Consider the following 23784-nt stretch of genomic DNA (forward strand, 5'->3'; position numbering starts at 1 on the left):
ACGAGCCGTTCGCCGCGCTCGACGCGCTCACGCGCATCAGGATGCAGCGCCTGGTGAAGCGTCTGGTGGAGCACCATCGGCCCGGGGTGCTGCTCGTCACGCACGACGTGGACGAGGCCATCGCGCTCGCGGATCGCGCGCTCGTCATGCGCGACGGCGCGATCGCGGGCGAATACGTCGTGTCGAGCTACGCACACGATGCGCTGCGCGACACGCTCCTGGCCGAACTGGGTGTCGGCGTCGAATCGTAGTTCCTTCGCGCGGTGCGCTGCACCGCGTTCAATCTGTCCATTTTCTCCATGTCCAACGAATTCAGCTCGCTCTATCCGGCGTGGTCGCGCCGGCGCTTTCTGCAAACGACCCTCGCCGCTTCGGCGCTCGCAACGGGCCTCGCCGCGTGCGGCAGCCGCAAGACGGACACCGTGCGCCTTGGCTGGGGGCTCGGCGGCCTGCCGCTGCTCGCCAAAGAGCGCGGCCAGTTCGAGAAGACGCTTGCGAAGGACGACATCAAGGTCGAATGGATCGGCCCGTTCCCGAACCATGCGCCGTCGCTGCAGGCGGTGACGGGCGGAAGCGCCGATTTCAGTTTCGGCGGCAGCACGACGCCCGCGCTCGCCGCGATGATCGCAGGGTCGCCGCTCGTCTTCACCAACTTCTGCGTGGTCGATCCGCGCAGCACGGCGATCATCGCGCGCGACGGATCGGGCATCGACCGCGTGGAGGATCTCGCCGGGAAGTCGGTTGCGGTCAACCGTTCGGGGCTCGGCGAATTCCTCGTCGTGGCCGCGCTGGAGAAGCACAAGGTGGACCGCAATGCCGTGAAGTTCGTCTATCTCAATCCGCCCGACGCAGCGCCGGCGTTCTCGCAAGGCAAGGTCGATGCGTGGTCGATGTGGAGTCCGGGCGTCGATATCGCGCGAGCGAACTACAAGGGCCATACGATCTTTCTCGAAGGGCGTGACCTCGATTTTCAGATCGATTTCAATTCGTATGTCACGACCCGAAAGTTCGCGGCAGACAACGCGAGTCTCGTGAAAGCCGTCAATGCGGCGTATGCGCAGGAGGCGAAGTGGGCATCGGAGCATCCCGCCGAGGCAGAGGCGATCGCGCAGAAGCAGGGCAACTACAGCGATGAAGTGCGCGACACGCTGACTTCGATGAAGCGTCGGTACACGATGCACGGCGTCGGCGACGAGCCCTTCGTGCAGGAGTTGCAGAAGGCGGCCGACTGGCTCGCCGCGCGCAATGTGCTGCCGCAGAAGATCGCGGTGAGCGACTACCTCGCGAAAGCCTGAGCGAAATCTCGCGTGGCAGTCACCGCATCACGACGCACCGCCCTGACGGGCGGCGCGTCTCCTCGACCGTTCAAATCACGAAGAAGCCATGCGTCCCGTCTCGTTCGAGTTGGGCGACGAGGCCATACTCCCATTCCAGATACGCGTTCATCGCTTCACGTGCGTTGTCCGTTCCTTCATACGGCCGTCGATAGCGGTCGATACGCGGTGACGCGAGGCGTGTATCGCCGTCTTCCGCCGGCAGTCCCGCGGCAATCCACGCGGAGGTGCCCCCTTCGAGAACATGCACGGGTTTGCCGGTCAGTGCCGCGACGTCCGGTGCTGCGAAGCGCGCGAGCGCGCTCGATGCGCAGGTGATCACGTAGCGCTTCGCTTCGGGCAGCGCGCGCAAGTCGTTCGCGAGGCGCGAGCGGATGATCCACCACGCCCCGGGCACGTGCGCCTTCACGTAGTTGGCGCTCGCAGTGACGTCGAGCACCAGCGTTTCGCTTTTGTCGTCATCGAGCAGCGCGGCGAGTTCGGCCGGCGTGACCGTCGGCGAATCGGCGGGCACCGGCGCCGGGCCGCGCCAGGCGCCGCTTTCGCTCGCGTCGGCGCCCGTTGCGCCGTCGATCACGACCGTGTCGATGTTCATTTTCGCGAGCCACGACGCCGTCATGTTCGCGCGTACGCCGTCGTCATCGAAGAGCACGACGCGAGCGCCGCGCACCGGGGCGAACATCTCCGTCTCCTGCACGAGCTGGCCTCCGGGCGCGCTGCGGAATCCGGGTGCGTGCGCGCGCTCGTACTCGGCGGGCGTGCGCACATCGAAGCGATAGGTCGTGCGTGACTCGTCTTCGGCCCAGCGCGCGGCGTGCGCAAGCGTCGTGCGTGTGACGCCGGCGCGATCCGCGAGCGCACGGGCCGCCGCGCGCGATTGCCGCAGATCCTCGGCGCTGCGTCCCGCCGCTGGCTCGAACGTGCGCGCGCTGCCGTGCTCGAGCGCCTGCCCGGCGAGTGTCCAGCCGATCGTGCCATTGCGCAGGGCCGCAACCGGATTCGGCAATCCCGCGTTCACGAGCGACTGCGTTCCGATGATGCTGCGCGTGCGGCCGGCGCAGTTCACGATGACGCGCGTGGCCGGGTTTGGCGCGAGCGCGCGGGCGCGCAGTGCGAGTTCGGCCCCCGGCACGCTGATGCTGCCGGGGATGTTCATGGTGCGGTATTCGTCGAAGCGGCGTGCGTCGAGTACGACCACGTCTTCGCCGCTCTCGAGCAGCGCCTCGACGGTTTCCGCCGACAGCGCCGGCGTATGCAGTTTCGCTTCGACGAACTCGCCGAACGCCTTGCTCGGCACATTGACATCGCGGAACACTTCGCCGCCTGCGCGTGTCCAGCCTTCCAGTCCGCCGTCGAGGAGCGCGACATTCGCATAGCCGAGCTGAGCGAGGCGCTGTGCCGCGCGCTCGGCGAGACCTTCGCCCGCGTCGAGCACGACGATCGGCACCGAACGCCGCGGCAGCCGCGCATAGGCTTCGAGTTCGAGCTTCGAGAACGGCAGGTTGGCGGCGAAAAGAGGATGGCTCTGCGCGTGCGGGTCTTCTTCGCGCACGTCGACGAGCGCGATCTCGCGCTTCGAAAGCAGGGCTTCGCGCACATCCTCGAAGGTGCGCTGCGGGAAGGTGCTCATGGAGTCGTTCGTTCCTTGCCAGAATTCCAGAGGTTGGGAAGCGTGTCGTTCGAGTATCCCGAGATGAAGGGCTTCGGCGGGCCATCGGGCGGATACACGAAACGCGATACCGCTCCGATGTTCGCCCCATAGACGTGAATGCTGATCGACACGCGATCATCATAAGCGTTGCTCACGCGGTGAATGTCGCCGATTGCAGGTGACACCGCTTCGACGGCACCGCGTTCGAGCAGCCTGTCCTCATCGCTTTCGATCAACGTGCCGTCGGCGGCCCGGCCGTAGGCGCGCGCCCGCTCGGCTCCGCGCAGCACGCCGATCAGGCCCCACACGGTGTGGTCGTGGACCGGCGTGCTTTGCCCCGGACCCCAGACGAAGCTCACTACCGAGAAGCGCTGGCGCGCATCGGCGTAGAGCAGGAACTGCTGATAGCGCTCGGGCGAGGGCGTCGCGTAGGCGGCGGGCAGCCAGTCGTCGGCGGCGACGAGGCGGCGCAAGGATTCCGAACCGCGCGTGATCAGCTCATGCTCGGCGGGCGCTGCATCCACCAGCTCGGCGATCTCGCCGACGAAGCGCCGCAACTTTGCCATGGCCATCAGTCGAGCAGTTCCGGCTCTGCTTCGACGAGCCCATCGTACAGGCTCTCGAAAGAGAAAAGCGCGCCCCCCGGACGCCCGACCTGATCGTGCGTGAGCGAGGCCACGTCGTGTGGAATGCGCTGCGGCGTGCCGGCGGCTTCGGCCAGCAATTGCGTATGGCAGGCGTTTTCCAGCGCGATGTACCACCACGCGGCCGCTTCCACCGTGGGACCCGCCGTGAGAATGCCGTGGTTCCTGAGTATCACGGCCTTGCGTGATCCCAGTGCATGGGCAATGCGCGCGCCTTCGCTCGTGTCGAGCACGACGCCCTGGAAATCGTCGAAGAGCGCGTGGTCTTCATAGAACGAGCACGAGTCCTGCGTGAGCGGATCGAGCTTGCGGCCGAGCGTGGACCACGCCTTCCCATACAGCGAATGCGTGTGCGCGGCCGCGACGATGTCGGGGCGCGCTTCATGGATCGCCGCATGGATCGCGAACGCGGCCTGATTGACCGGCCCCTTGCCCACGACGATTTCTCCCGCGCCGTTCACGAGCAGCAGGTCCGACACGCGCATGCGTGCGAAGTGCCTGCCTAGCGGGTTGACCCAGAAATGATCGGGCCACTCCGGATCGCGCGCGGTGATGTGCCCCGCGAGCCCCTGATCGAAGCCATAGCGCGCGAAGATGCGAAACGCCGCTGCAAGGCGTTCCTGCCGATGGCGGCGCTCGGCCGCGACACTGGCAGGCGCGGGTGTTTCGTCGAACCAGAATTTGCGCAACGGCTCGGCGTGCCGCGCGATTGCCGGCGCGCCGGTGATGGGTTGGGTGATGGTGAGACTCATCGCTCGGAAATCCTCTCGCGGTTCAGGCGGCGTGAGCAACGCGCGAGGTCAGTTCGCGCGTTGCAGGAATCAGTTCGCGGCCATAGTCGATCGCATCTTCGAGCGGATCGAAGCCGCGGATCAGGAACGTCGTCACGCCGAGTTCGTGATACTGCGCGAGCGTTTCTGCCACTTGCGCAGGCGTTCCGACGAGAGCCGTCGAATTCGAGCGCCCGCCGATCTCCTTCGCGACACCGGTCCACAGGCGCTCGTCGGCGCGCACGCCGTCGCCGGCGGCGGCGAGGAGCCGCCGCGCGCCTTCGCTCTGAAGCGGGGCACCCTCGCCGAGCCCTTGTTCAGCGCGCAGCCGCCGCGTCTCGGCAAGGATGTGCTCGGCGCGCTCCCACGCGGCGGCTTCGGTGTCGGCGAGAATCGGGCGGAACGATACCGAGAAGCGCACGCTTCTGCCATGCTTCGCGGCCTCGGCGCGCACGCGCGTCACCTGTTCGCGGACCTGCTCCTTCGACTCGCCCCACAGCGCGTAGACATCCGCGTGCTTGCCTGCAACTTCGATCGCCGGTGCGGACGCGCCGCCGAAATAGATCGGAACGTGCGGGGCCTGCTTCGTCCTGACGTCGGAGTAGGCCTGCTCGAATCGATAGAAGCGCCCGTGATGATCGAACGGCGCAGCTTCGGTCCATACGCGCCGGAGTATGTGCAGGTATTCGTCGGTGCGTGCGTAGCGGTCGTCGTGCGAGAGGTAGTCGCCGTCGCGGCGCTGCTCGGCATCGCTGCCGCCCGAGATGAAATGCACGGCGAGCCGGCCGCCGCTCAGTTGATCGAGTGTCGCGATCTGGCGCGCGGCAAGCGTGGGTGCGACGAAGCCGGGACGATGAGCCAGCATGAAGTTCACGCGCTTCGTTACGCCGGCGGCGTAGGCGACCGTGAGGAGCGCGTCGGGGCTCGTCGACTGATAGGGCACGAGGATGCGGTCGAAGCCCGCGTTCTCGTGCGCCTGCGCGAACGCGCGCAGATACTCGATGTCGATGGCGGGCCCCTTCGCCAGATGGGTCTCCGAGACTTTCTGCGGCTGGATCATGCCGATGAATTCGACGCTCACGTTGGCTCCTTGTCCGGGCGGCGTGCTGTTGGAATGAGCAGGGCTGCGTTGCGCTGCGCCCTGCCGATTGCCATCAGGCTAGCATCGAGGCATGCATGTATTAAATATCAAATGCAGATAACGATATCGACGCTGGAAGCCGTGGCGATACGAACAACGTCACGTCTGTGAGCGCTTCAGGCGCATCGACACCGAGAAACGTTCGGCGGGATGAATGGTGATCGACACCTCGAAGGTCGCGCTCGCGACGTCCAGATATCGGCGAACGATTTCGAGGCCGGCCGTCCCCGCTTTCACGTCCAGCCGCTTCGCCATTTCGTCCGAGACGATGACCCCCCTCACGTCCTGCTGAATCTCCGCAATGCACCGTCCGTAGCGCGCTTCGATGAGCGAGCTGATCAACGTGTCCGGTTGCTCGCGCGCGGCCTCGGCCACCTCCGTGTAGGCCGGATCGATATACACGTCGGTCCAGCCGACCGGGCGGCTTTCCTTGTCCGCATCGATGCGCAGGCTCGAAATGCGCAGCCAGTGCGTGCCCTGAGGGCAGCCGAGCGTCTTCGCGAGCATGCCGCTTGCGACGACCTCTTGCGTCGACTGCACGAGCCGCAGGTGCTCGGAGCCGAACTGCACGAGATCGTCCACCGATGCGAGCGACGGCCGGAAGTCGTTCCTCGGCTGCGCCGACTCGACTCGCGTTCCCGCATTCTTGCGTCGCGAGACAAGCCCCAGTTGCTGAATCTCGTGCAGGGCGGCGCGAATGGTGTGGCGGCTCGTCTGGTACAGATCGCGCAGTTCCAGTTCGGTCGGGAGGTAGCTGCCGACCGGATAGCGGCCGGACGCGATGCCCTCGGTCAGGTCGCGGGCGATGTCGGCGAAATGGGGTCTGTTCATTTTTCCAGTGGCGAAGCGGTCGTTCCTGCACGGTAGGGTAAATCATAACTTGCTCTATATGTTCGAACATATTAATTTGCATATGTCCGGACATATAGAGCTTGTCCTGTCCCCAACGATTCCGCCAACCCGAGAGGTCGTCATGACGATTCGCACAACCCCCATGGCCAGTACCGTGGTCGATTCCATTCTGTTTCGCGACGCCTTCGGCACCGCGAAGATGCGCGCGCTTTTTTCGGATCATGCACTGGTGCAGCGCTATATCGACGTCGAGGTGGCACTGGCGAAGGCCGAAGCGCGAGTCGGCGTGATTCCGGGCGAAGCGGCGGAGATGATCGCGCGTGAATCGACGATCGAGCGGATCGATTTCGATCACATGCGCGAGGAAACCGATATCGTCGGCTATCCGATCCTGCCGCTCGTGCATCAGCTGGTCGAGATGTGCGGCGACGCAGGACGTTACGTCCACTGGGGTGCGACGACTCAGGACATCATGGACACGGCCGTCGCGCTCCAGGTGCGCGATGCGCTCGACTCGATCGACGGCGACATCCGCGAACTGCGCGCGATTCTTGCCGGCCTCGCCACGAAGCACCGCGACACGCCGATGGCCGGACGCACGCACCTGCAACAAGCGCTGCCCGTGACGTTCGGCTACAAGGTGGCGATCTGGCTCGCGATGTTCGACCGGCATCAGCAGCGGCTCGCGGAATTGCGGCCGCGCGTGGCCGTCGTCGAATTCGCCGGTGCGGCAGGCACGCTCGCGTCGCTGGGCGACAAGGGTTTCGAGGTGCAGAAGGCGCTCGCAGACGAACTGAAGCTCGGCGTGCCCGCAACGACATGGCACGTGGCGCGCGACGGCTTCGCCGAAGCGGTCAACCTGCTTGCGCTCGTGACGGGCTCGCTTGGCAAGATCGCGCTCGACATCATGATCATGGCGTCGACGGAATTCGCCGAGGTGTATGAACCGTTCGTCAAGGGCCGCGGCGCCAGCAGCACGATGCCGCAGAAGCGCAATCCGATCTCCAGCGAACTGATGCTTGCCGCCGCGAAGGCGGTGCGCCAGCATGCGGGCCTGATGGTCGACGCGATGATTCAGGACTTCGAGCGCGCGACAGGTCCGTGGCACGCGGAATGGATCGCGATTCCGGAAAGCTTCATTCTCTCGGCAGGCGCCCTGCATCAGGCAAAGTTCGCACTGGGCGGATTGATCGTCGATGAAGAGCGCATGAAGCACAACCTCGGCATCACGAGGGGGCTGATCGTCGCGGAAGCGGTCATGATGTCGATGGCACCGTTCACCGGGCGCCAGCAGGCGCACGACATCGTCTACGACGCGTGCCGCACCGTGAACGAAAAGGGCGGCACGCTGGCGGAAGCGCTGGCGGCGCTGCCCGGCGTGACGAAGCATTTTGACCGCGACGCGATCGAGCGGATGACCGATCCCGCCAACTATCTCGGCCTCGCGCCGCGCATGGTGGACCGGGCGATCGAACTTTCCAGCGGTATCTGAGCGAAGAGCGTGGAGGAGCATACGATGAACAACGATAGCGCATCACGTGACGACTCGATCGTTGCACCGCCGAAGAAGTTGCCGTGGTATCGCAAGCTCGGCATGCAGGTCCTGGTGTCACTGATACTCGGTATTGCGGTCGGCCTGATCTTTCCGAAGTTCGGCGCCCAGCTCAAGGTGCTGGGCGATATCTTCCTGTCGCTCATCAAGGCGGGCGTCGCGCCGCTCGTCTTCCTCACCATCGTGCACGGCATTGCATCGGCGGGAGACGTGAAGAGCGCGGGACGTGTCGGCTGGCGCTCGATCGTCTACTTCGAAGTGGTCTCGACGATCGCGCTGATGGTCGGCCTGCTGGCGGGCAACCTGCTGCAGACGGGCAAGGGCATGACGTCGGTGGCGGTGGGCTCGGTGCCCGCGGCCGCCACGAAAGCCGCTCCGCAAGGCTTCAGCGAATTCATCATGCACATCGTGCCCGACAATTTCATCGGCGCCTTTGCGAAGGGCGAGCTGCTGCAGGTGGTCGTGCTTGCGGTGATGGTCGGAATCGGCATCCTTGCCATTCCCGAGCGTCGGCGCGTAAGGATCAACGAAGGGCTGGACCTCGTCTCCGAAGTGCTGTTCTCGTTCATCAATCTCGTGATGAAGCTGGCGCCGCTCGGGACCTTCGGTGCGGTCGCGTATTCGGTGGGCAGCAATGGCACTGCCGTGCTGATCGCGCTCGCCCAGCTCGTGCTCAGCTTCTATGCGGTCGTGGCGCTGTTCATCGCCGTGGCGATGGGGATCATCGCGAAGCTCGCGGGCTTCAGCCTCTGGCGCTTTCTCCGCTACATCAAGGACGAGATCTTCATCGTGCTCGGCACCGCTTCGTCGGAAAGCGCGTTGCCGCGGCTTCTCATCAAGCTCGAACGCCTCGGCTGCGCGAAGCAGACCGTTGGCCTCGTGCTGCCGACGGGCTACGCGTTCAACCTCGACGGTACGTCGCTCTTCATGTCGATGGGCGTGATGTTCATCGCGCATGCCTACGGCGTGCCGATCACGCTGGAGCATCAGATCGGCATCCTGCTGCTGATGCTGCTGACGTCCAAGGGTGCCGCGACGGTGTCGGGCGGATCGTTCGTGGTGTTCGCCGCCACGGTGACGTCGACGGGCATCCTGCCCGTCGAAGGGCTCGCGGTGATCTTCGGCGTGTACCGCTTCATGTCGATGGCGATTGCCACGTGCAACACGATCGGCAACAGCGTGGCGACGGTGGTGATCGCCAAATGGTCCCGCACGTTCGACGCGGAGGTTGCGCAACGTCATCTGTACCCGGAGCGCTTTCCTGCGACAGCGCAGGCTGACGAAAGTCTCGCGGATGGCAACCTGCTGCCCGAAGACATGAACGATGCGAATCCTCATCCCGGCGGTATTTCGATGACGACGGCCGGCACGTCGCGCTGATTTTCGCTTCACCGCTGCGAGCGGCCGGCGTTTTATGGCTTTGGCCGCTCGCGCACGTCTCGACTGGCCAGTCACCGCTCACGAAGCAACGCGCACGGCGACTCGCCCTCGCGGGCCGCCTCACCCGGCAACTCCGGATACGGCATCGCATGCGCGGCCCCGGTGCGCTCAGGATCGTTCACGCATCATCGACGGATCGACCGGCGCCATCCTGCGCAAGGTCAAACGGAAGTCGCGTGCGATCGGCGATAGCACCGCATCGCGCCGGCGAATCAATCCGATGGTTCGCGCGACAGTCGGGTCCACCAGCGGCCGGATCGCGATCCGTGCTCCCGCCTCGCGCGGCACCGCGCAACGCGGGATGATGGATATGCCGAGGCCGGCTTCGACGAGCCCGAGAGAAGTCGTCAGATGCTCGATCTCGATCAGCCGTTCCGGCCTCCAGTCTATGTCTCTCAGTGCGGCGTCGAGCATGCGCCGGTTGCCGCTCGACGAGCCTGACACGATCAGGGGCCACGGGCGCAGTTCGCGCCAGGCGACGTGCTCGCCCGCAGCGAGCGGATGATCCGCGGGGCATGCCAGCACGTACGGATCGACGAGCAGTTCGTCGATGTCCAGATCGGGTGACTCGTTCACGAGAAACGCGATGCCGAATTCGGCGTCGCCGTTCGCGACCCGCTGCATCACCGTCGCCAGATTGGCCTCGATGAGCCGCAGGCGCACTTCCGGGCGCCGTCTGTGGAAGCTGCTGACGATCCCCGGCAGCATGAGCTTCGCGGCAGTCGGAATGCACGCGATGGTCAGTTGACCCGCGCGCATGCGCGTCGCTTCGGTCACGAGTTCCAGCGAGGCGTCCAGTTCGCGCAAGACCCCTTGAGCGCGGGGCAGCAGCAGTTCGCCCGAAGCGGTTAGCGCGACGTTGCGCGTCGTGCGCTCGAACAGCATGACGTCGAGCGCTTCTTCAAGCCGCTTGATACGCCGCGTCAGGGCGGAGCCGGACAGGTTCAGTTCGATCGCCGCATCGTTGAACGACGCGTGCGATGCGACCGCGACGAAAGCCCGCAACGCGTCGAGATCGACGCCCGGAAAACGGTTCATCTGCGCCTCGGTGACTCTTGCATGTGACGCAATAATAATCACGTCGCGTGCAATTCACAAACGCGCGCCGGCTGCGGATACTGAGCGCATGACATGTCCGCTCGACTCAGGTATCCGGCCGATGAACCAGCACAACGATGTAGGCGCAAACCCTTATACCGGCGGCATGTCCGCGTTCGTGGCGGGCCTGCGCTACGAGGCAATACCCGACGAGGTGCGCGCGCGCATCAAGCTGCTGATTCTGGATTCGCTCGGCTGTGCGCTTTTCGGTGCGGGGCTGCCGTGGAGCCGCATCCTTGCGGATACCTTGCAACGCGTGGACACGACGCAAGGTTGCGGCGTGTGGGGCATGCCGCTGCGTTTGTCCGCGCCCCACGCCGCGCTCGTCAACGGCACGCTGATACAAAGCTTCGAACTCGACGACGTGCATCGCGTCGGCGTATTGCACGTCGGGGCGGTGACGTTGCCGGCGGTACTCGCCGTCGCAGAGATGCTGCCTGCGAACTTGCGGATGACAGGCCGCGATTTTCTTCGCGCGTGCGTGGCGGGCTATGAAGTCGGGCCGCGCGTCGGCATGTGCATGGGACCGGAGCACATTGCGCAAGGCTGGCATTCGGGCGCGACGGTCGGCGTGTTTGCGGCCGCGGCGGGAGCCGCTGCCGCGCTGCGGCTCGATGCGGAAAAGACCGTCCATGCGCTCGGCATCGGCGGCACGCAGTCGGCGGGCCTGATGGCCGCGCAGTTTGGCGCGATGGTCAAGCGGATGCACGCAGGCCGTGCGGCGCAAAGCGGACTCTATGGCGCATTGCTCGCGCAGAACGGCTTTACGGGCATCGTCGATGTGTTCGAGAACCCGTACGGCGGCTTCTGCAGCACGTTCTCGCGCTCGACCGACCGCTTCGATCTGGCGCAACTCGTCGATGGCCTGGGCGTGCGCTTCGAGACCATGCGCATCGCGTTGAAGTTCTACTCATGCGTCGGCAGCAACCACACGACACTCGACGCGATCCGCGCCATGCAGGCGCGCCGTCCGTTCGGGGCGGGCGACGTGGAGCGCGTCGTCGTGCACGGCTCTCGCGTGACCGTGGATCACGTTGGCTGGAAGTATGTGCCGCAGGGCCTCACCTCGGCGCAACTGAACCTGCCGTATTGCGTCGCCACGCTGCTGCTCGAAGGCGACGTATTCGTCGGCCAGTTCAGCGAGGACAAGGTCGCGGACCCGCAGCGCATGGCGCTGGCCGACCGGGTGCAGGTGCTCGAAGATCCGGCCATCACGGCGCGCGGCCCGATGCTTCGGCACATGGTGCGCGTGGAAGTGTTGCTGCGCGATGGCACGCGGCTGGAAGAAACCGTCGAGGCGCAGCGCGGCAGCGAACACGCGTTTGCGAGCGAAGCCGAGATCGTCGCGAAGATGAGGAAGCTCGCCGCGCACCGGGTCGACGCCGCGCGGATATCGCGCATCGTCGACTGGGTGATGCATGCCGAAAGCCAGCCGGACGCGGGCGAGCTCGCGCGGCTGTTGGCAACCGCAGCGTAAGGAGACATCGTGGCCGCCACTCCGCACGAACTTGGCCTGTCCGCTTCGCCCGCCGCGCGGCGCGAACGGATGCGTTCGATCATCGGCGGCAGCGCGGGCAATGTCATCGAGTGGTACGACTTTCTTGCGTATTCGATCTTCTCGATCTATTTCAGCAAGGCATTCTTTCCGGGAGGCAATCAGACCGCGCAGTTGCTCAACGCGGCTGCCGTGGCGGCGATCGGGTATGTCGTGCGGCCGCTCGGAAGCTGGGTGATCGGTGCGCTCGCGGACAGGCGTGGGCGTCGAGTTGCGTTGAGCGTGTCGGTTGCGATGATGAGCGTGGGCTCCCTGATCATTGCGCTTACGCCGACGTATGCGTCGATCGGCGTCGCCGCGCCTGCCGTGCTGATTTGCGCACGTCTTCTGCAAGGGTTCAGCATGGGCGGGGAAGCTGGCACGAGCGCGACGTACCTGAGCGAAATGGCGCCGACGGGAAGGCGCGGCTTTTTCGTCGGATTCGTGCAGGTGACAGTTGTGATGGGACAGCTCGTGGCGCTGGCGCTGATGCTCGTGCTGCAACGCCTCGTGCTGAGCCCCGGGCAACTCGAGCAATGGGGCTGGCGCATTCCATTCGCCATTGGCGGGGCGCTCGCGGTCTTCGCGCTCTATCTGAGGCGCGGCATTGCGGAGACCGATGCGTTCGAGCGAAGCGACGCGAAATCCGCGGGCACGCATGCGCGTCAGGCGCAACGGGGCAGTCTGCTGGCGCTTCTGGTTCTTCACCGGCGTCAGACGCTCTGGACGATTGGCATCAGCATCGGCGGCACGGTTGCGTTCTACACGTTCACCATCTACCTGCAGAAGTTCATGGTGAACACGGCGGGTTTCAGCCGCGATACGGCGACACTCATTACCACCGTCGCGCTCGTGATCTACATGTGCTGCCAGCCGTTGTTCGGGTTGCTGTCGGATGTCGTCGGGCGACGGCCAGTGCTGATGATATTCGGGGTGGGCGGCACATTCCTGACCGTGCCGCTGATGCACGCGCTCGGCACGACGCATAGCGCGCTGACCGCGTTCGCGCTCAACCTCGCGGCGCTCGGCATACTCAGCGGCTTCTCGTCGATCCATTGGCTCGTCAAGTCGGAGCTATTTCCCGCGAGGGTCCGCGCGCTGGGCGTCGGCTTGCCGTTTGCGATCGTGTCGTCGGTGATGGGCGGCACGACCGAGTACCTCGCGCTGCGTTTCAAGCACGCGGGTCACGAGTCATGGTTCTTCTACTACGTGAGCGCGTGCGCGGCGGTGTCGCTCGTCACCTATCTTCTGATGCCCGAGACGCGCCATCGTTCGGTTATCGACGAAGAAGCACGCCAGTAGCGGCGTGCACCGCGCCCGATGCTGGCAACCCGCCTGCCTGACGTCACACGGAGAGATTGATGCCGTTGCCGGTCGAGTTCTTTTGCTGCTGCTGCTGAGCCGTCATCTCCTGCTTGATGAGCTCGCGCACCTTCGCCATCACTTTTTCGCGCTCTTCCGGGGACATTTTCTTGAGTTCCTCCTCCGTCACCCCCAGCTTGGCGAGCATCATTTTTTCCATGCGCTCGCTCGCGGTTCCGCTGGCGTACCCGGTCAATTCCTTCATGAGCGATGAAAAGGACGGAGCGCCGGCGGATGCGGCTGCTGCCGTGCCGGAGCTGTCTCCGGTCAGCACGGAGCCGAGCTTGCCGATCAGGTTTGATATTTGCATGGCAATGTAATCCGTTGGTTGGACTGCAAGGCAGCAGGACATCTGCGTGTCGTACGCCGCGTTCCGGGCTTGATCCACCGCGTGAGGCATGGCGAATACGCGTCAATGAACAAGGCGCACCCGAGTATTACGATACCCGGGTGCGCCCGTTTCATTACGGTAATGTAAGGCCTGTTTAGGCCGCTTTTCCCGCGATGCCCCGAATGGGCACCGCGCTATGCGGCGCCGGCGCGAGACGCGCGCGCATTCGGAGCGCGGAGCCGCGGACCTCAGTTGCAGTATCCCTGCGATGCATAGGTTCCTCCGCCGGGCGCCGCCGAAGTGCAAAGCGTATTCAGCAGCGAGGCGATGTTGCCCGATCCGTAGGTGCCGTAGCTTGCATTCGGATACTGCGTGTTCTGGCCGAACTGCGACGCATAGTTGTCCTTGGGCGCATTGGGATCGGCTGATCCCCAGGACGTCACGCCGACGACAGAGATGACCGGCGCCGTGCCTACCACGGCGCCGCCCGTCAGAGCCGCCTCGCGGGACCTGAAGTTGACGACCCACGGTCCCCCGCTCGCGCCGCCGGTGAAATCGCTTCCTTGCCAAAGCTGCGACGCGCCGCTGACAACGGTCGTATACGTGGGACCGTCGCTGCGCTGCAGGATCGCCCCGCCGTCGGAAAGCTGCGGGTAACCAAGCGTCGTGACCGCCGCGGTGTTCAGATTCCCCGTCTTCGCCGAACTCACGAACGAGTAGTTGTTCCAGCTGTAGTTCAGATATCCGGTAATGTCGCCGATGAACTGATTCGCCGAGTTCTTCGCCACGGCGATGACCGCGAGATCGTTGTTGCGCGCGGAACCTGAACCGGTATCGGTGCCGTTCGCCCAGGAAGAGGGACGCACGAGGCCGGCCCAGGTCCATATTCCATAGGGGGCGATTTGCGCGTTGGTCGCGCCAGACGCACCGTAATGCCCCGGATAGTACTGGAAGTTGGTGAACAGATTGCTCCCGCTTCCAAAGGTTTGAATGCAATGCGCTGCGGTGACGAGCACGCTCCTTCTGATCAGGCTCGCCGTGCAATAGCCCGCGGAGAACGTCAGCTTGCCGATCGCACGGTACGGATAGGTCGTGCTGAGGTAATTGGCGGTCGTGGTGCCTGCCGCGCTCTGCTCGCCGTCCTGAACGCGCGTCGTCGTATAGGGAATGCCGAACGTGCCGTACGCGCGCGAATCGAAGCCCGTGACGCGGCCCTTCGCCGTCATCACGCCCGCGGCGAAGGGACCGCTTCCGCTGCTGGGTGTGAGCGTCGAGGTGTCGGGTGCAAAAAGCGGATTGACCACCGGCTTCAAGGTCAGCAGGTCTGGGGCGGGAAGTCTCAGGTCGGTCAGGTTCGTGTTCACCACGAATTCGTCATTGGCCTGGACTGCGTCGGGCAGGAGCATCGATAGCACCGCCGTGGCAGCGGCCGGGAAACGGATGAAGCGACTATGAACTCGCATGACAGCCTCCAATAAGGAGTGCGGCCCCGGCGTTTGGCCCCGGCATAGGCGCGGAAGGCCGCGTGACGATTTCTGGTGGACGGATGTCAGCGTTCGTATCTTGCGACGCTCTTTCTTTTCACCCGTTTAGATCGAGGTCAACCGCTTGCTGCGAGAAATCGGACGGCTGCCACCACGGGTGTCGCTAACAGGCTTCGGGCGTGGCGGTGCAGGCAATGTTCACGAGCACGGCGATGTTGGTGCTGGTGAATGCAGACGCGCCTTGCTGCTTGAGCGACGTGTCCGTATACCCCCAGCTTGTGACACCGATTACTGTATTGCGCGTCGCGGACTGCCCTGAAGCGATGCCGGACAGCGCTGGCTGTATGCCGAGATTGACGTGCCACGGGCCGCCACTGGAGCCTCCCGTCATCAGCGAACCGATGATCGTATTGTTCGAGAAGCCCGAAGCCGTGTAACCCTGCGAATCGTTGCGCTGCATGAGCCCGCCGCCATCCAGCGCGACCGGATAGCCGAGTTGCGTGATCAGCGCCTGTCCCGATGCATTGAACCCGTAGCCATCCCACGCATAGCCGTACCATCCCGTGCGGCTTCCCGCATATTCGCCGTTCTGGCTTTGAAGCGTCAGTACCGCCACATCGTCTTCGCAGACTATGCCGCTGACAGCGCACGCATCGGTTCCGTCCAGATAGGAGGTCAATACGGTGGCCGACACGGCCGTCCATGAACCAAACGGCGCCGTGCCGTTGTCGTACGCCGGAACGAACACCCAGTTCGAATAGAACTGCCGGTGGCCGAAGTCCGCCACGCAATGCGCCGCAGTGACGACCAGTCCGGGCTTGATCAGCGAGGCCGAGCAGACGTAAGTGAGGCCCGTCTTGTTGAAGAAGAGCTTACCCGTTGGCCTGAAGGCGAAATAGGATTGGGTATCATCGCCCTCGGCGTTGACGCGGTTCGTCGTGAACGGTTGCGAGGAGAGGGCGAACTCTTGCGGCGCGACCTGCGCCTGCTGATTCGCGATCGCGGGTGACACGAGGCGCACGGGTGTGCGCCTGCCATTTCCGACGCCTCCCGGTGCATGTCCCGGCGTTCGCCGCGCTCCGATTCTTGCGTTGCGTGCCTGCAGCACCGCGTCGTCGGATGTCGGCGGAGACAGCACCGGTGTCGGCATGGGCAAGGCTTGCGCATTGCCAAAATCGACGCCTGCGTTGCCTTGAGTCGCGGGACTGGGAATCAGGAGCTGAGTGGTAGTCGCCTGCGTTCTCGTCTGCTGGGCGAGCGCACCGGTATTGACGACAAAGAACAAGAAGCCAAGCACAACGGACCTGGTGACCGGATTCATTATTAACCCCTTGTTCATCCGCTGAAGAATTTCCGTTTGCGTCTGGGTATTTGTCTATTCGCCTTCCAAAGCATGATGCTTTGCGCGTGGCCAGTCCTGGCGCGCGCAAGAGCCATGTGGAATGGAGTGAATCGAGTCATTGACCGAAGTAGTTTTGAATGCTTTAAGTAGGAATGCAAGAAGTTTTTTAGGCCATGCTAAAGCCTATTATTAATAGCTTTCTAGGCGCTTAGTCTTGTTAAATATGTGATCGCAAAGACCTTATGAAATGACTCATCAATGCGGCGCGTGAAGATGCTAAGCGCAGTATCGCGCGAGCCGCTGCGCGTCGTTCTTCTGCTCATTGCCGTGGAGGGACTGGCGCATGGAGAGGAGCGCAAGTGGTCGGCGCTTCGGTCGAGACGGTAAAGAGCCGTTTCGCTCAAGTGCGCATTGCACGGATGAGCGGGATCGAAGGCCCGATTTCCGCCGCGGGCAGCACAGGGATGGCAGCTTGCATCCTTCTGACAATGCCGGTTGGAGACGCTATGCTGTGTGCTCCAACTACCACGAAGGAGCGTCCATGAGCATTGCCACGCCGTCCGCCGGCAACGCCACCCATCCGCCGCAAGGGTTGACTCCAACGCACGAGCAGATCGTGCGGCATCTGCGGCATGCAAGCGCCGTTGCCGAACGCGCGACCCTGCTTGGCCATCATCCCTTTGGCGCGATCCTCGTCGGACCCGATCAGGAAAGCGTGCTCATGGAGCAGGGCAATGTCGATACGGTGAATCACGCCGAAGCCGTCCTTGCCCGCGTTGCGGCGCTCAACTTCACGTCGCAGTATTTGTGGAGCTGCACGCTCTACACCACGGTCGAGCCATGCTGCATCTGCGCGGGAACGGCCTATTGGGCGAATATCGGCCGCGTCGTGTACGGCATGACCGAGGCGCGCCTGCTGGAGGCGACCGGCAATCACGCCGAGAATCCGACCATGAGCGTGTCGTCGCGCTATGTCTTCGACCACGGCCAGAAGGCCGTCGAACTGATCGGCCCGGTGGCGAAAGTGGAAGAGGAAGTGCTGCGCGTGCAACGGGCGTTCTGGGCGAAGCGCTAGCGGCCAGCGCCGTCCACGCCCTTCCGCTTGCGCTACTGCGAGCCGCAAGCCGTATCGCCTTCCTCGCAATGCAACTGGGCGTTCAGCACCTCGTTCTGTGCGTCGGTCAGCCCGGTCGCGCAACTTGCGTAAGCCAGGGCGTGCACGCTCCCGCCCGCGCTGCCGAGCGTGTTGAATGTGCATTGCGCGTCGCGGTATGCGATCCATGCACGCTCCGCTGCCTGCAGTTTCTGCTTGCCGGCGGCACTCGACTTCGCCAGAAGCGCGCGATACGTCTTGTTGAGTTGCGCGTCAGACGCCTTGAGCGCCTTGTCGGCGCAAGCAGTCATGCTTGCCTGATCGGTTGCATTGCTGCAATCGGCGCCGGCCGCAAGGGCATTCTGACTCGCTGCGAGCAAGCCGACGGCGAAGCAGACGATCGAGTGTCGAAACATCGGATGAAGTCTCCTTGAACAAGCAAAGGGGTGGATGGGTCGGACCGGACACGCGAACGTCATCGATGCGGATCGAACGCAGTCAGCATGCCGTTGCGGCGAGCATTCCAATACCACCGTTGAAACCGGCAGCAGACGAATTCTACGATTGGTCCAGCGAATGTGATTCGCGCAGGGAATGAACACCCGGGGGCGAATTTCTATTCCGTGACTCGAGCGGTGCCGTGCGGAAACGCTTTGCGAAAGGAGTAGCGAAGAGGATGCAGTTCAGCGCCGGGTGTCGGATAATGCCCGGCGGTGCGTCCATGCTGCGGACAAGTCAACAGGAGGAGCCTCCGATTAGCGCGATATCGTCGAACAAGGAGCCGCCCGCAGACCCGCGCGAGGCGTCGACCCCGGTCCGGAGAGGGTTCGAATGAGCGCGGCCGACTCTCGCGTAAAATCGGGATTTATGGGCCGTTTTAGCTGATCGCCCGCCTTGCGGAATGCACGCCCGGTGATGTCCCCGCGCGTTGGACATCGTTTCCCGCAGGCGGCATGCCGACGAGACCTATGCGGCCCCGGAGCTTCAGAGCGCAGTGCGTGCGCGACGAGCGCCATCTCAGGCGAGCGCGTATCCTGCTCCGTCATTCATAGCAAACTTACTTTCGATATCAGATGGCATTTACAAGTCCGCAAGTTGCCGAATTGCTCGCGCAACGACAAGCACTCGAAGAACAACTGGATAAGGCGCGAGAAAGAGAAACGCGGCTCGCGCTGATCGAAATAGTCCAGAAAATGCGTGAATACGGCATCACGCTGCATGAACTGATCGGCAAGAAAGCGGTGGCCGAGCCGGCTGAGCCGGAAGGCGCGGTCAAGTATCGCGATCCCGCAACGGGGGCCACCTGGAGCGGAAGGGGACGGGCGCCGCGCTGGATCGTCGGGAAGAATCGCGACGACTTTGCCGTCTCCGGCAGGCCCGGTGGTCGGGCGGCGGCAATGTCGCAAGCATCGCTGTTTTCCGAAGGCGACTGACGGCGATCCACCCGATCGCCTTCGCCTGGTGAACGCATCAGCGCCGCACTTCGAGGATCAGGTTAAAGGGGGTTTGCGCCGCGCGCCGGAAGTGCGTGAACCCGGCTTTGCGAAACACCTCGGCAAGCCGGGCCTCTCCGGCTTGCGCGCCGAGGACGAGGTGCCCGCCCTCCGAGACCGCATGCGCGCAGCACAGCGTGGTCGAGGCCGAGTAGTAAAGCCGCGCCACCGGCGAGATGTTGTCTTCCACGCGATCGTTGGCAAACGGCTCGACCAGCATGACCGTGCCGCCGGGAGCGAGCACCTCGGCCGCGTGGCGGGCCGCGGCGACCGGATCGCCCAGATCGTGCAGGCAGTCGAAGAAGCAGATGAGCCCGTAGCCCCTGTCGGGGTAATCCACCGCGCGCGCCGTGTCGAAAGTGACCCGCGCCGCCACGCCTGCATCGGCGGCGAGCCGTTTTGCTTCGTCGATGGACCCGGCATGCGTATCGAAGCCGTGAAAGCGCGACTTCGGGAATGCCTGAGCCATCAGAAGGGTCGAGTGCCCGTATCCGCAGCCGACGTCGGCCACGGCGATGCCGGCAGCGAGTTGCGCCACGACGCCATCGAGCGCGGGCAGCCACTCCGGCAGCAGGCTGCCCCGGTATGCGTTGCGGTAGAAGGATGCGACTCCGCAGTAGAGCCTGCCATGGTGATCCCCCCACGCGACGCCGTTGCCGGTGCGGAATGCGTCGATGGCCTTGTCCTCGTCGAACCACATCGAAGCGGGCACGTTCCACGCATTGGGAATGTATACTGGGCTGTCTTCGTCGGCCAGAACGACGGCCTGCTCCGGGGATAGTTCGTATGTTTCACTTGCCGCGTGATACTCGACGTAGCCGCCCGCGGCCTGCGCATTCAGCCACTCGCTCACATATCGCTCCACGCAGCCCGCACGTGCTGCCAGTTCCCTGGGACTGAGCGGACCGGCGCCCGCCATGGCCTTATAGAGGCCGAGCTTGCCGCCAAGGCTGACCATCACGCCGCCATAGCCGGCAGAAAGATCTCCGACGGCGCGCATGAGGAAGGATTCGAGCTTCGTCTGGTCGATTACGGGTGTGTCCATGGATTTCGCCTCCGCGTGTCATTTCAAGGGTTCCAGCCGACGTGCACAGATTCGCACGGAGCCCGACGCGGCGTCAGAGCCGGAATCGCCCAAAACCGGTTCGTTTGTGCCACGGCCAATACGCGCGACCGACCCGGAGCCTGCGGCGCAGAGCCCGTTTCGCGATTAGGTCGCGCCCGGCCGCCTGCAGGCTGGAGCGCCTTCCCGAGCGGGACTTCCGGGCAGCCACACGCGATGACCCGAAAGTCAGTCCGCCTCGGATCGAATCCGTGCCACGTGAGCCTCGTCGCGCTGCCCGACGCGGTGGTATCCACGCTGACCGGCATCTTCGACGTCATGAACGCGTTCGCACTCATCGGCACGCCCGGCACGGGAGCGGGCGCACACGTGCCGTTTCACGTCGAGATCGTGGGCGAGGCGGTGGGTCCCCTCGAACTGGCGAGCGGCGTCCCGATCAACGTGCAGCGTGCGATCGCCGGGATCGAGTCGAGCGACATCGTGATCGTTCCCTCGGTGCTGCTGCGCCCCGAAGGCTGGGAGAAGGGGCGCTATCCCGGCATGGTCGACTGGCTCCGCGCGATGCACCAGCGCGGCGCGATACTTTGCTCGGCCTGCTCGGGGATGTTTCTACTGGCGGAAACAGGCCTCTTCGACGGCAAGGACGCGACGGTGCACTTCGGCTACGCCCGTGCGTTCGCGAGCGCCTATCCGGCCGTGCCGATTCAGCCGGAACGCGTGCTCGTGATCGCGGGCGCGCGTGAAGAACTGGTGAGCTCGGGGGCGTCGATGAGCTGGCACGACCTCGTGCTCTACCTCATCGCGCGCTACGCCGGCGCGACCGCCGCGCAGGAGGTCGCCCGCATGTTCGCCCTGCAATGGCATCAGGACGGACTCACTCCGTTTATCGTCTTCGAAGGCAAGCGCGATCACGGCGATGCCGACATCCAGCGTGCGCAGGAGTGGCTCGACAATCATTTCTCGGTCGCGCACCCGGTAGAGGAGATGATCAGGCGCTCACGGCTTGCCGAACGCACCTTCAAGCGGCGCTTTACGCAGGCCACCGGTCTCACGCCGCTCGTGTATGTCCAGCGGCTTCGCATCGAGGATGCGAAGCGCAGGCTCGAGCGGACGGAGGCATCCATCGACGAAATCAGCTGGCGGGTCGGCTACGAAGACCCGGCTTTCTTCCGGCGCCTCTTCAAGCGCACGACGAGACTGACGCCGGGCGACTATCGCAAGCGCTTCCGGATTCCCGAATTCGCTCGTCCGTAGTGTCGGGCCCCGGCTGAGAATGCCCGCTACATGGCTTGCCACACGCATGGAGCCGGCCGGTTCTGTTCGCCACGATCTGCACGGTATGCAGCGGGTACTCTTCCGACCAGTATTCGCATGGCCTGATGCGCGCGCCACAGCCGGCTTTCGATCGTCTCGCTCGCCACGCCCAGGACTTCGGCCGCCTCGCCATGAGTGAGACCCTCGACTTCGACCAGCAGCATGACGATGCGTTGCGCTTCCGGGAGCCGATCCACTGCGCTGACAATCTGACGACTCATGCGGTCATGTTCCTGCGTGCAGGTGGCGTGATCCGCGAAGGCCTCGAACGATGCCTCGTCGCTTTCCATGTCACGCGCACGAATCCCGTTGATCCACATGTGGTAGAGGGTCGAGAGCAGCCACTTCAGTGCGGCGCGGTCCGGTCGCAATGGCTCGGCGCGTTCGGCCGCGCGCGCAATGGCTCGCTGCACCAGCTCTTCCGCGTCATGTCGATCGCGTGAAATGCGTAACGCGAAGGCCCACAATCGGGGCAGCATGTCCAGAAGCACGCTGCGCGAGTCGGGACTGTTCTTCGAAGGTGTTCCGGATGCGGCGTCCGGATTTTCTTGATCCAAAGGCGATCGCGTGCGTGTCGCCGCCATCGAATCGCATTTTCCTGTGCGTCCGTTACAGGCATCTTCCTGCCGGTGGGAGTCCATGGTCTTCTCCTGTATTCTCCTGCCGGGCTACGCGGTCTGCAATGTGCATGGAACGAGCATGCGCAACCGCGTCGCCCGGAGATGCCTCGCAATGCCGATGCTCCCTTTGGTGAGGGACAACGGCGTCGGGCATCCATTGATATCGCGTTATGTTTGCAGAGGGTTGGAGTGCACGGCCAGCGGCCTGCACTCATTGCGAGGCTGGGCGGGATGCGCGTGCAATCGAGCCGCCGTCCGGCAGCGGAATGGCGGCGCTGAAGACGTTATCGGGATCGTAGTGCTGCTTGGCCTTGATCAGCCGTTGCGCATTGGCGCCATAGCTCTTCGCGATGCGGACCGCGTCGCCGCCAACAAGGAAGTTCGGATAGCCGCCGGGCAGGGCGGTTGCATCGAAGGCCTGACGGGTGGCTCGCGCCCACTGATGATGCCGCCCTGCCTCCGCGTTGTCCGACCGGTCAACGAACGCAGCGAGAATCTCGATCAGCACGTGGTCGCGGCGAAGGCCGAAGGCTGTCGCGTCCGCGGGCACGCGTGAGGCCGCCCCCTTGAATTCGTGAGTGAAGATGGCGCATCCCGGCGACACGGCCATCTGCATCGCATGGATGACAACGTCGATGGCGTCGCCGTCGAACGCGGGAAGCCAGCACGTCTCCATGAAGGTGCGTTGCCCGTTGACGACATACGCGTCGAACGCGGTGAGCGATGCGGCATAGGATGTCGTATCCACGGTGTTCGCAAGCAGCGTTCCCAGCTTGAGAAAGGGTGCGACCTGCGCGTCTCCCTCGGCGGGCAGGCCGCACCATGTCGGCACGACGAACGCGACGGGCGCGCCGTCCGGGCCGCCTATGCATCCGACCTGGACGGTCAGATCCTCGGGCGCCGAGTTCGCAATGTCGGTGCAGCCTTGCAGGACGGCCCGGGCCTCGGAGAACGGGTAGACGAGCATGCCCGAGCGGACGCTGGGCACGCTGTGCAGCCGGTGGCGCATGGCGGTCACCACGCCGAAGTTGCCGCCGCCGCCACGCAACGCCCAGAAGAGTTCGGGCTCGTGGTCCGGATCTGCCAGCACGACGCGTCCGTCCGCGAGAACAACCTGCGCGGCGAGCAGGTTATCCAGCGCGAGCCCGAAGCGGCCGATCAGAGGCCCATAACCGCCGCCCAGTGTGAGCCCTGCCATGCCGACGGCTCCCACCGAGCCCGTCACGGCCGCAAGGTCATACGGTTCCGCCGCCGCGAGAATGCCCGAAGCGCGCACGCCTCCGGAGACGCGCGCGGAAAGGCGGTCCGGACTGACGAGGACGTCGTCCATGGCGCGCAGATCGATCACGATACCGCCGGCGAGCGCACGTCCGGCCCAGTCATGGCCGCCGCCAAGGACCGAGAGCGGCAGTTGGCAATCGCGTGCGGCTTGAATGGCTGAGCGGACGTCGTCCGTGTTCCGGCAGTGGACCACCGCGCGCGGCAGGCGGCCGATCGGCTTTGACCAGATGGCCGTTGCGTTGTCGTATGCATTGTCGCCCGGCACCGACCAGCGCACGGGCGACTGCGCGCCTAGCCAGTGGCGCAACGTCTTGTCGATTGGATCAGTCATGTTCCACTCCTGTAGATTGGCGGCGCGAACTCGATTGCCGAGCGCGTCGTGGAC

The 23784-nt window shown here is 64.5% G+C and carries 21 protein-coding genes and 1 pseudogene; 9 read left to right on the top strand and 13 right to left on the bottom strand.

The genetic code is table 11. The features are described 5' to 3' along the window. Together BG61_RS13990 and BG61_RS13995 are read left to right on the top strand one after the other, a co-directional pair. A pseudogene (locus BG61_RS13990) lies at positions 1-251 on the top strand (sulfonate ABC transporter ATP-binding protein); the annotation flags it as partial. A 48-nt stretch (positions 252-299) separates the two neighbouring features. Further along, a complete protein-coding gene (locus BG61_RS13995) occupies positions 300-1295 on the top strand; it encodes an ABC transporter substrate-binding protein (protein ID WP_035934641.1) in 996 nt (331 codons plus the stop codon). A gap of 70 nt (positions 1296-1365) precedes the next feature. On the opposite strand, the gene BG61_RS14000 is transcribed toward BG61_RS13995, so the two are convergent. The 5 genes from BG61_RS14000 to BG61_RS14020 form a co-directional block, all read right to left on the bottom strand. Beyond that, positions 1366-2964 (bottom strand): rhodanese-related sulfurtransferase, encoded by a 1599-nt coding sequence (locus tag BG61_RS14000; protein ID WP_035934506.1) that lies wholly within the window; start codon positions 2962-2964, stop codon positions 1366-1368. Continuing rightward, positions 2961-3557: a cysteine dioxygenase family protein gene (locus BG61_RS14005; RefSeq protein WP_035934507.1), complete on the bottom strand. Its 597-nt coding sequence runs from the start codon at positions 3555-3557 to the stop codon at positions 2961-2963. The genes BG61_RS14000 and BG61_RS14005 overlap by 4 nt, the downstream gene beginning before the upstream one ends. Then, the gene (locus tag BG61_RS14010; RefSeq protein ID WP_051672507.1) at positions 3557-4381 is read right to left on the bottom strand and encodes a class II aldolase/adducin family protein; all 825 of its coding nucleotides are present in this window, start codon (positions 4379-4381) and stop codon (positions 3557-3559) included. The genes BG61_RS14005 and BG61_RS14010 overlap by 1 nt, the downstream gene beginning before the upstream one ends. A gap of 22 nt (positions 4382-4403) precedes the next feature. Next, complete coding sequence (locus BG61_RS14015) at positions 4404-5480, bottom strand: LLM class flavin-dependent oxidoreductase (RefSeq protein ID WP_035934508.1); 1077 nt, start codon at positions 5478-5480, stop codon at positions 4404-4406. 159 nt (positions 5481-5639) lie between these two features. Next, positions 5640-6371 (bottom strand): GntR family transcriptional regulator, encoded by a 732-nt coding sequence (locus tag BG61_RS14020; RefSeq protein WP_035934509.1) that lies wholly within the window; start codon positions 6369-6371, stop codon positions 5640-5642. A 142-nt stretch (positions 6372-6513) separates the two neighbouring features. On the opposite strand from BG61_RS14020, the gene BG61_RS14025 reads away from it, so the two are divergent. Next, on the top strand, positions 6514-7884 hold the full coding sequence (locus tag BG61_RS14025; RefSeq protein ID WP_035934510.1) for a class-II fumarase/aspartase family protein: 1371 nt from the start codon (positions 6514-6516) through the stop codon (positions 7882-7884). 24 nt (positions 7885-7908) lie between these two features. After that, positions 7909-9324, top strand: a complete 1416-nt coding sequence (locus tag BG61_RS14030; RefSeq protein WP_035934511.1) for a cation:dicarboxylate symporter family transporter — start codon at positions 7909-7911, stop codon at positions 9322-9324. A gap of 168 nt (positions 9325-9492) precedes the next feature. Here the strand turns inward: BG61_RS14030 and BG61_RS14035 are convergent, their stop codons facing one another. After that, positions 9493-10422 carry a LysR family transcriptional regulator gene (locus tag BG61_RS14035; protein ID WP_035934513.1) on the bottom strand — a complete coding sequence of 310 codons (930 nt, stop codon included), beginning with the start codon at positions 10420-10422 and terminating at the stop codon, positions 9493-9495. A 121-nt stretch (positions 10423-10543) separates the two neighbouring features. Between BG61_RS14035 and BG61_RS14040 the strand changes: the two genes are divergently transcribed. Together BG61_RS14040 and BG61_RS14045 are read left to right on the top strand one after the other, a co-directional pair. Further along, entirely contained in the window at positions 10544-11959 is a 1416-nt protein-coding gene (locus tag BG61_RS14040; RefSeq protein ID WP_035934514.1) for an MmgE/PrpD family protein, read from the top strand. A 69-nt stretch (positions 11960-12028) separates the two neighbouring features. Then, positions 12029-13318, top strand: a complete 1290-nt coding sequence (locus BG61_RS14045; RefSeq protein WP_174479724.1) for an MFS transporter — start codon at positions 12029-12031, stop codon at positions 13316-13318. Between the two features lie 43 nt (positions 13319-13361). On the opposite strand, the gene BG61_RS14050 is transcribed toward BG61_RS14045, so the two are convergent. The 3 genes from BG61_RS14050 to BG61_RS41890 form a co-directional block, all read right to left on the bottom strand. Beyond that, complete coding sequence (locus tag BG61_RS14050) at positions 13362-13778, bottom strand: hypothetical protein (protein ID WP_233469193.1); 417 nt, start codon at positions 13776-13778, stop codon at positions 13362-13364. 179 nt (positions 13779-13957) lie between these two features. Beyond that, positions 13958-15172 (bottom strand): trypsin-like serine peptidase, encoded by a 1215-nt coding sequence (locus BG61_RS14055; RefSeq protein ID WP_169743303.1) that lies wholly within the window; start codon positions 15170-15172, stop codon positions 13958-13960. A 184-nt stretch (positions 15173-15356) separates the two neighbouring features. Further along, positions 15357-16514 carry a trypsin-like serine protease gene (locus tag BG61_RS41890; protein WP_035934519.1) on the bottom strand — a complete coding sequence of 386 codons (1158 nt, stop codon included), beginning with the start codon at positions 16512-16514 and terminating at the stop codon, positions 15357-15359. A 562-nt stretch (positions 16515-17076) separates the two neighbouring features. Here BG61_RS41890 and BG61_RS14065 point away from each other — a divergent pair. Next, positions 17077-17610, top strand: coding sequence for a nucleoside deaminase (locus tag BG61_RS14065; RefSeq protein ID WP_035934520.1), 534 nt, complete (start codon positions 17077-17079; stop codon positions 17608-17610). Positions 17611-17642: 32 nt separating this feature from the next. Here the strand turns inward: BG61_RS14065 and BG61_RS14070 are convergent, their stop codons facing one another. Beyond that, positions 17643-18044 carry a lysozyme inhibitor LprI family protein gene (locus tag BG61_RS14070; RefSeq protein WP_035934521.1) on the bottom strand — a complete coding sequence of 134 codons (402 nt, stop codon included), beginning with the start codon at positions 18042-18044 and terminating at the stop codon, positions 17643-17645. Positions 18045-18731: 687 nt separating this feature from the next. On the opposite strand from BG61_RS14070, the gene BG61_RS14075 reads away from it, so the two are divergent. Beyond that, positions 18732-19061 (top strand): H-NS histone family protein, encoded by a 330-nt coding sequence (locus BG61_RS14075; RefSeq protein ID WP_306434198.1) that lies wholly within the window; start codon positions 18732-18734, stop codon positions 19059-19061. 37 nt (positions 19062-19098) lie between these two features. Here BG61_RS14075 and BG61_RS14080 read toward each other — a convergent pair whose 3' ends face one another. Then, positions 19099-20166, bottom strand: a complete 1068-nt coding sequence (locus BG61_RS14080; RefSeq protein ID WP_035934524.1) for a class I SAM-dependent methyltransferase — start codon at positions 20164-20166, stop codon at positions 19099-19101. 234 nt (positions 20167-20400) lie between these two features. On the opposite strand from BG61_RS14080, the gene BG61_RS14085 reads away from it, so the two are divergent. Continuing rightward, positions 20401-21438: a GlxA family transcriptional regulator gene (locus BG61_RS14085; RefSeq protein WP_035934525.1), complete on the top strand. Its 1038-nt coding sequence runs from the start codon at positions 20401-20403 to the stop codon at positions 21436-21438. Positions 21439-21464: 26 nt separating this feature from the next. Here the strand turns inward: BG61_RS14085 and BG61_RS14090 are convergent, their stop codons facing one another. Both BG61_RS14090 and BG61_RS14095 read right to left on the bottom strand, forming a co-directional pair. Then, positions 21465-22139, bottom strand: a complete 675-nt coding sequence (locus BG61_RS14090; RefSeq protein ID WP_232256296.1) for an RNA polymerase sigma factor — start codon at positions 22137-22139, stop codon at positions 21465-21467. A 190-nt stretch (positions 22140-22329) separates the two neighbouring features. Then, positions 22330-23730, bottom strand: coding sequence for an FAD-binding oxidoreductase (locus BG61_RS14095; RefSeq protein WP_051672508.1), 1401 nt, complete (start codon positions 23728-23730; stop codon positions 22330-22332). Between the last annotated feature and the right edge of the window lie 54 nt (positions 23731-23784).

Origin of the sequence: Caballeronia glathei, assembly GCF_000698595.1 — a bacterium.
GTDB classification, from domain to species: Bacteria; Pseudomonadota; Gammaproteobacteria; order Burkholderiales; family Burkholderiaceae; genus Caballeronia; species Caballeronia glathei.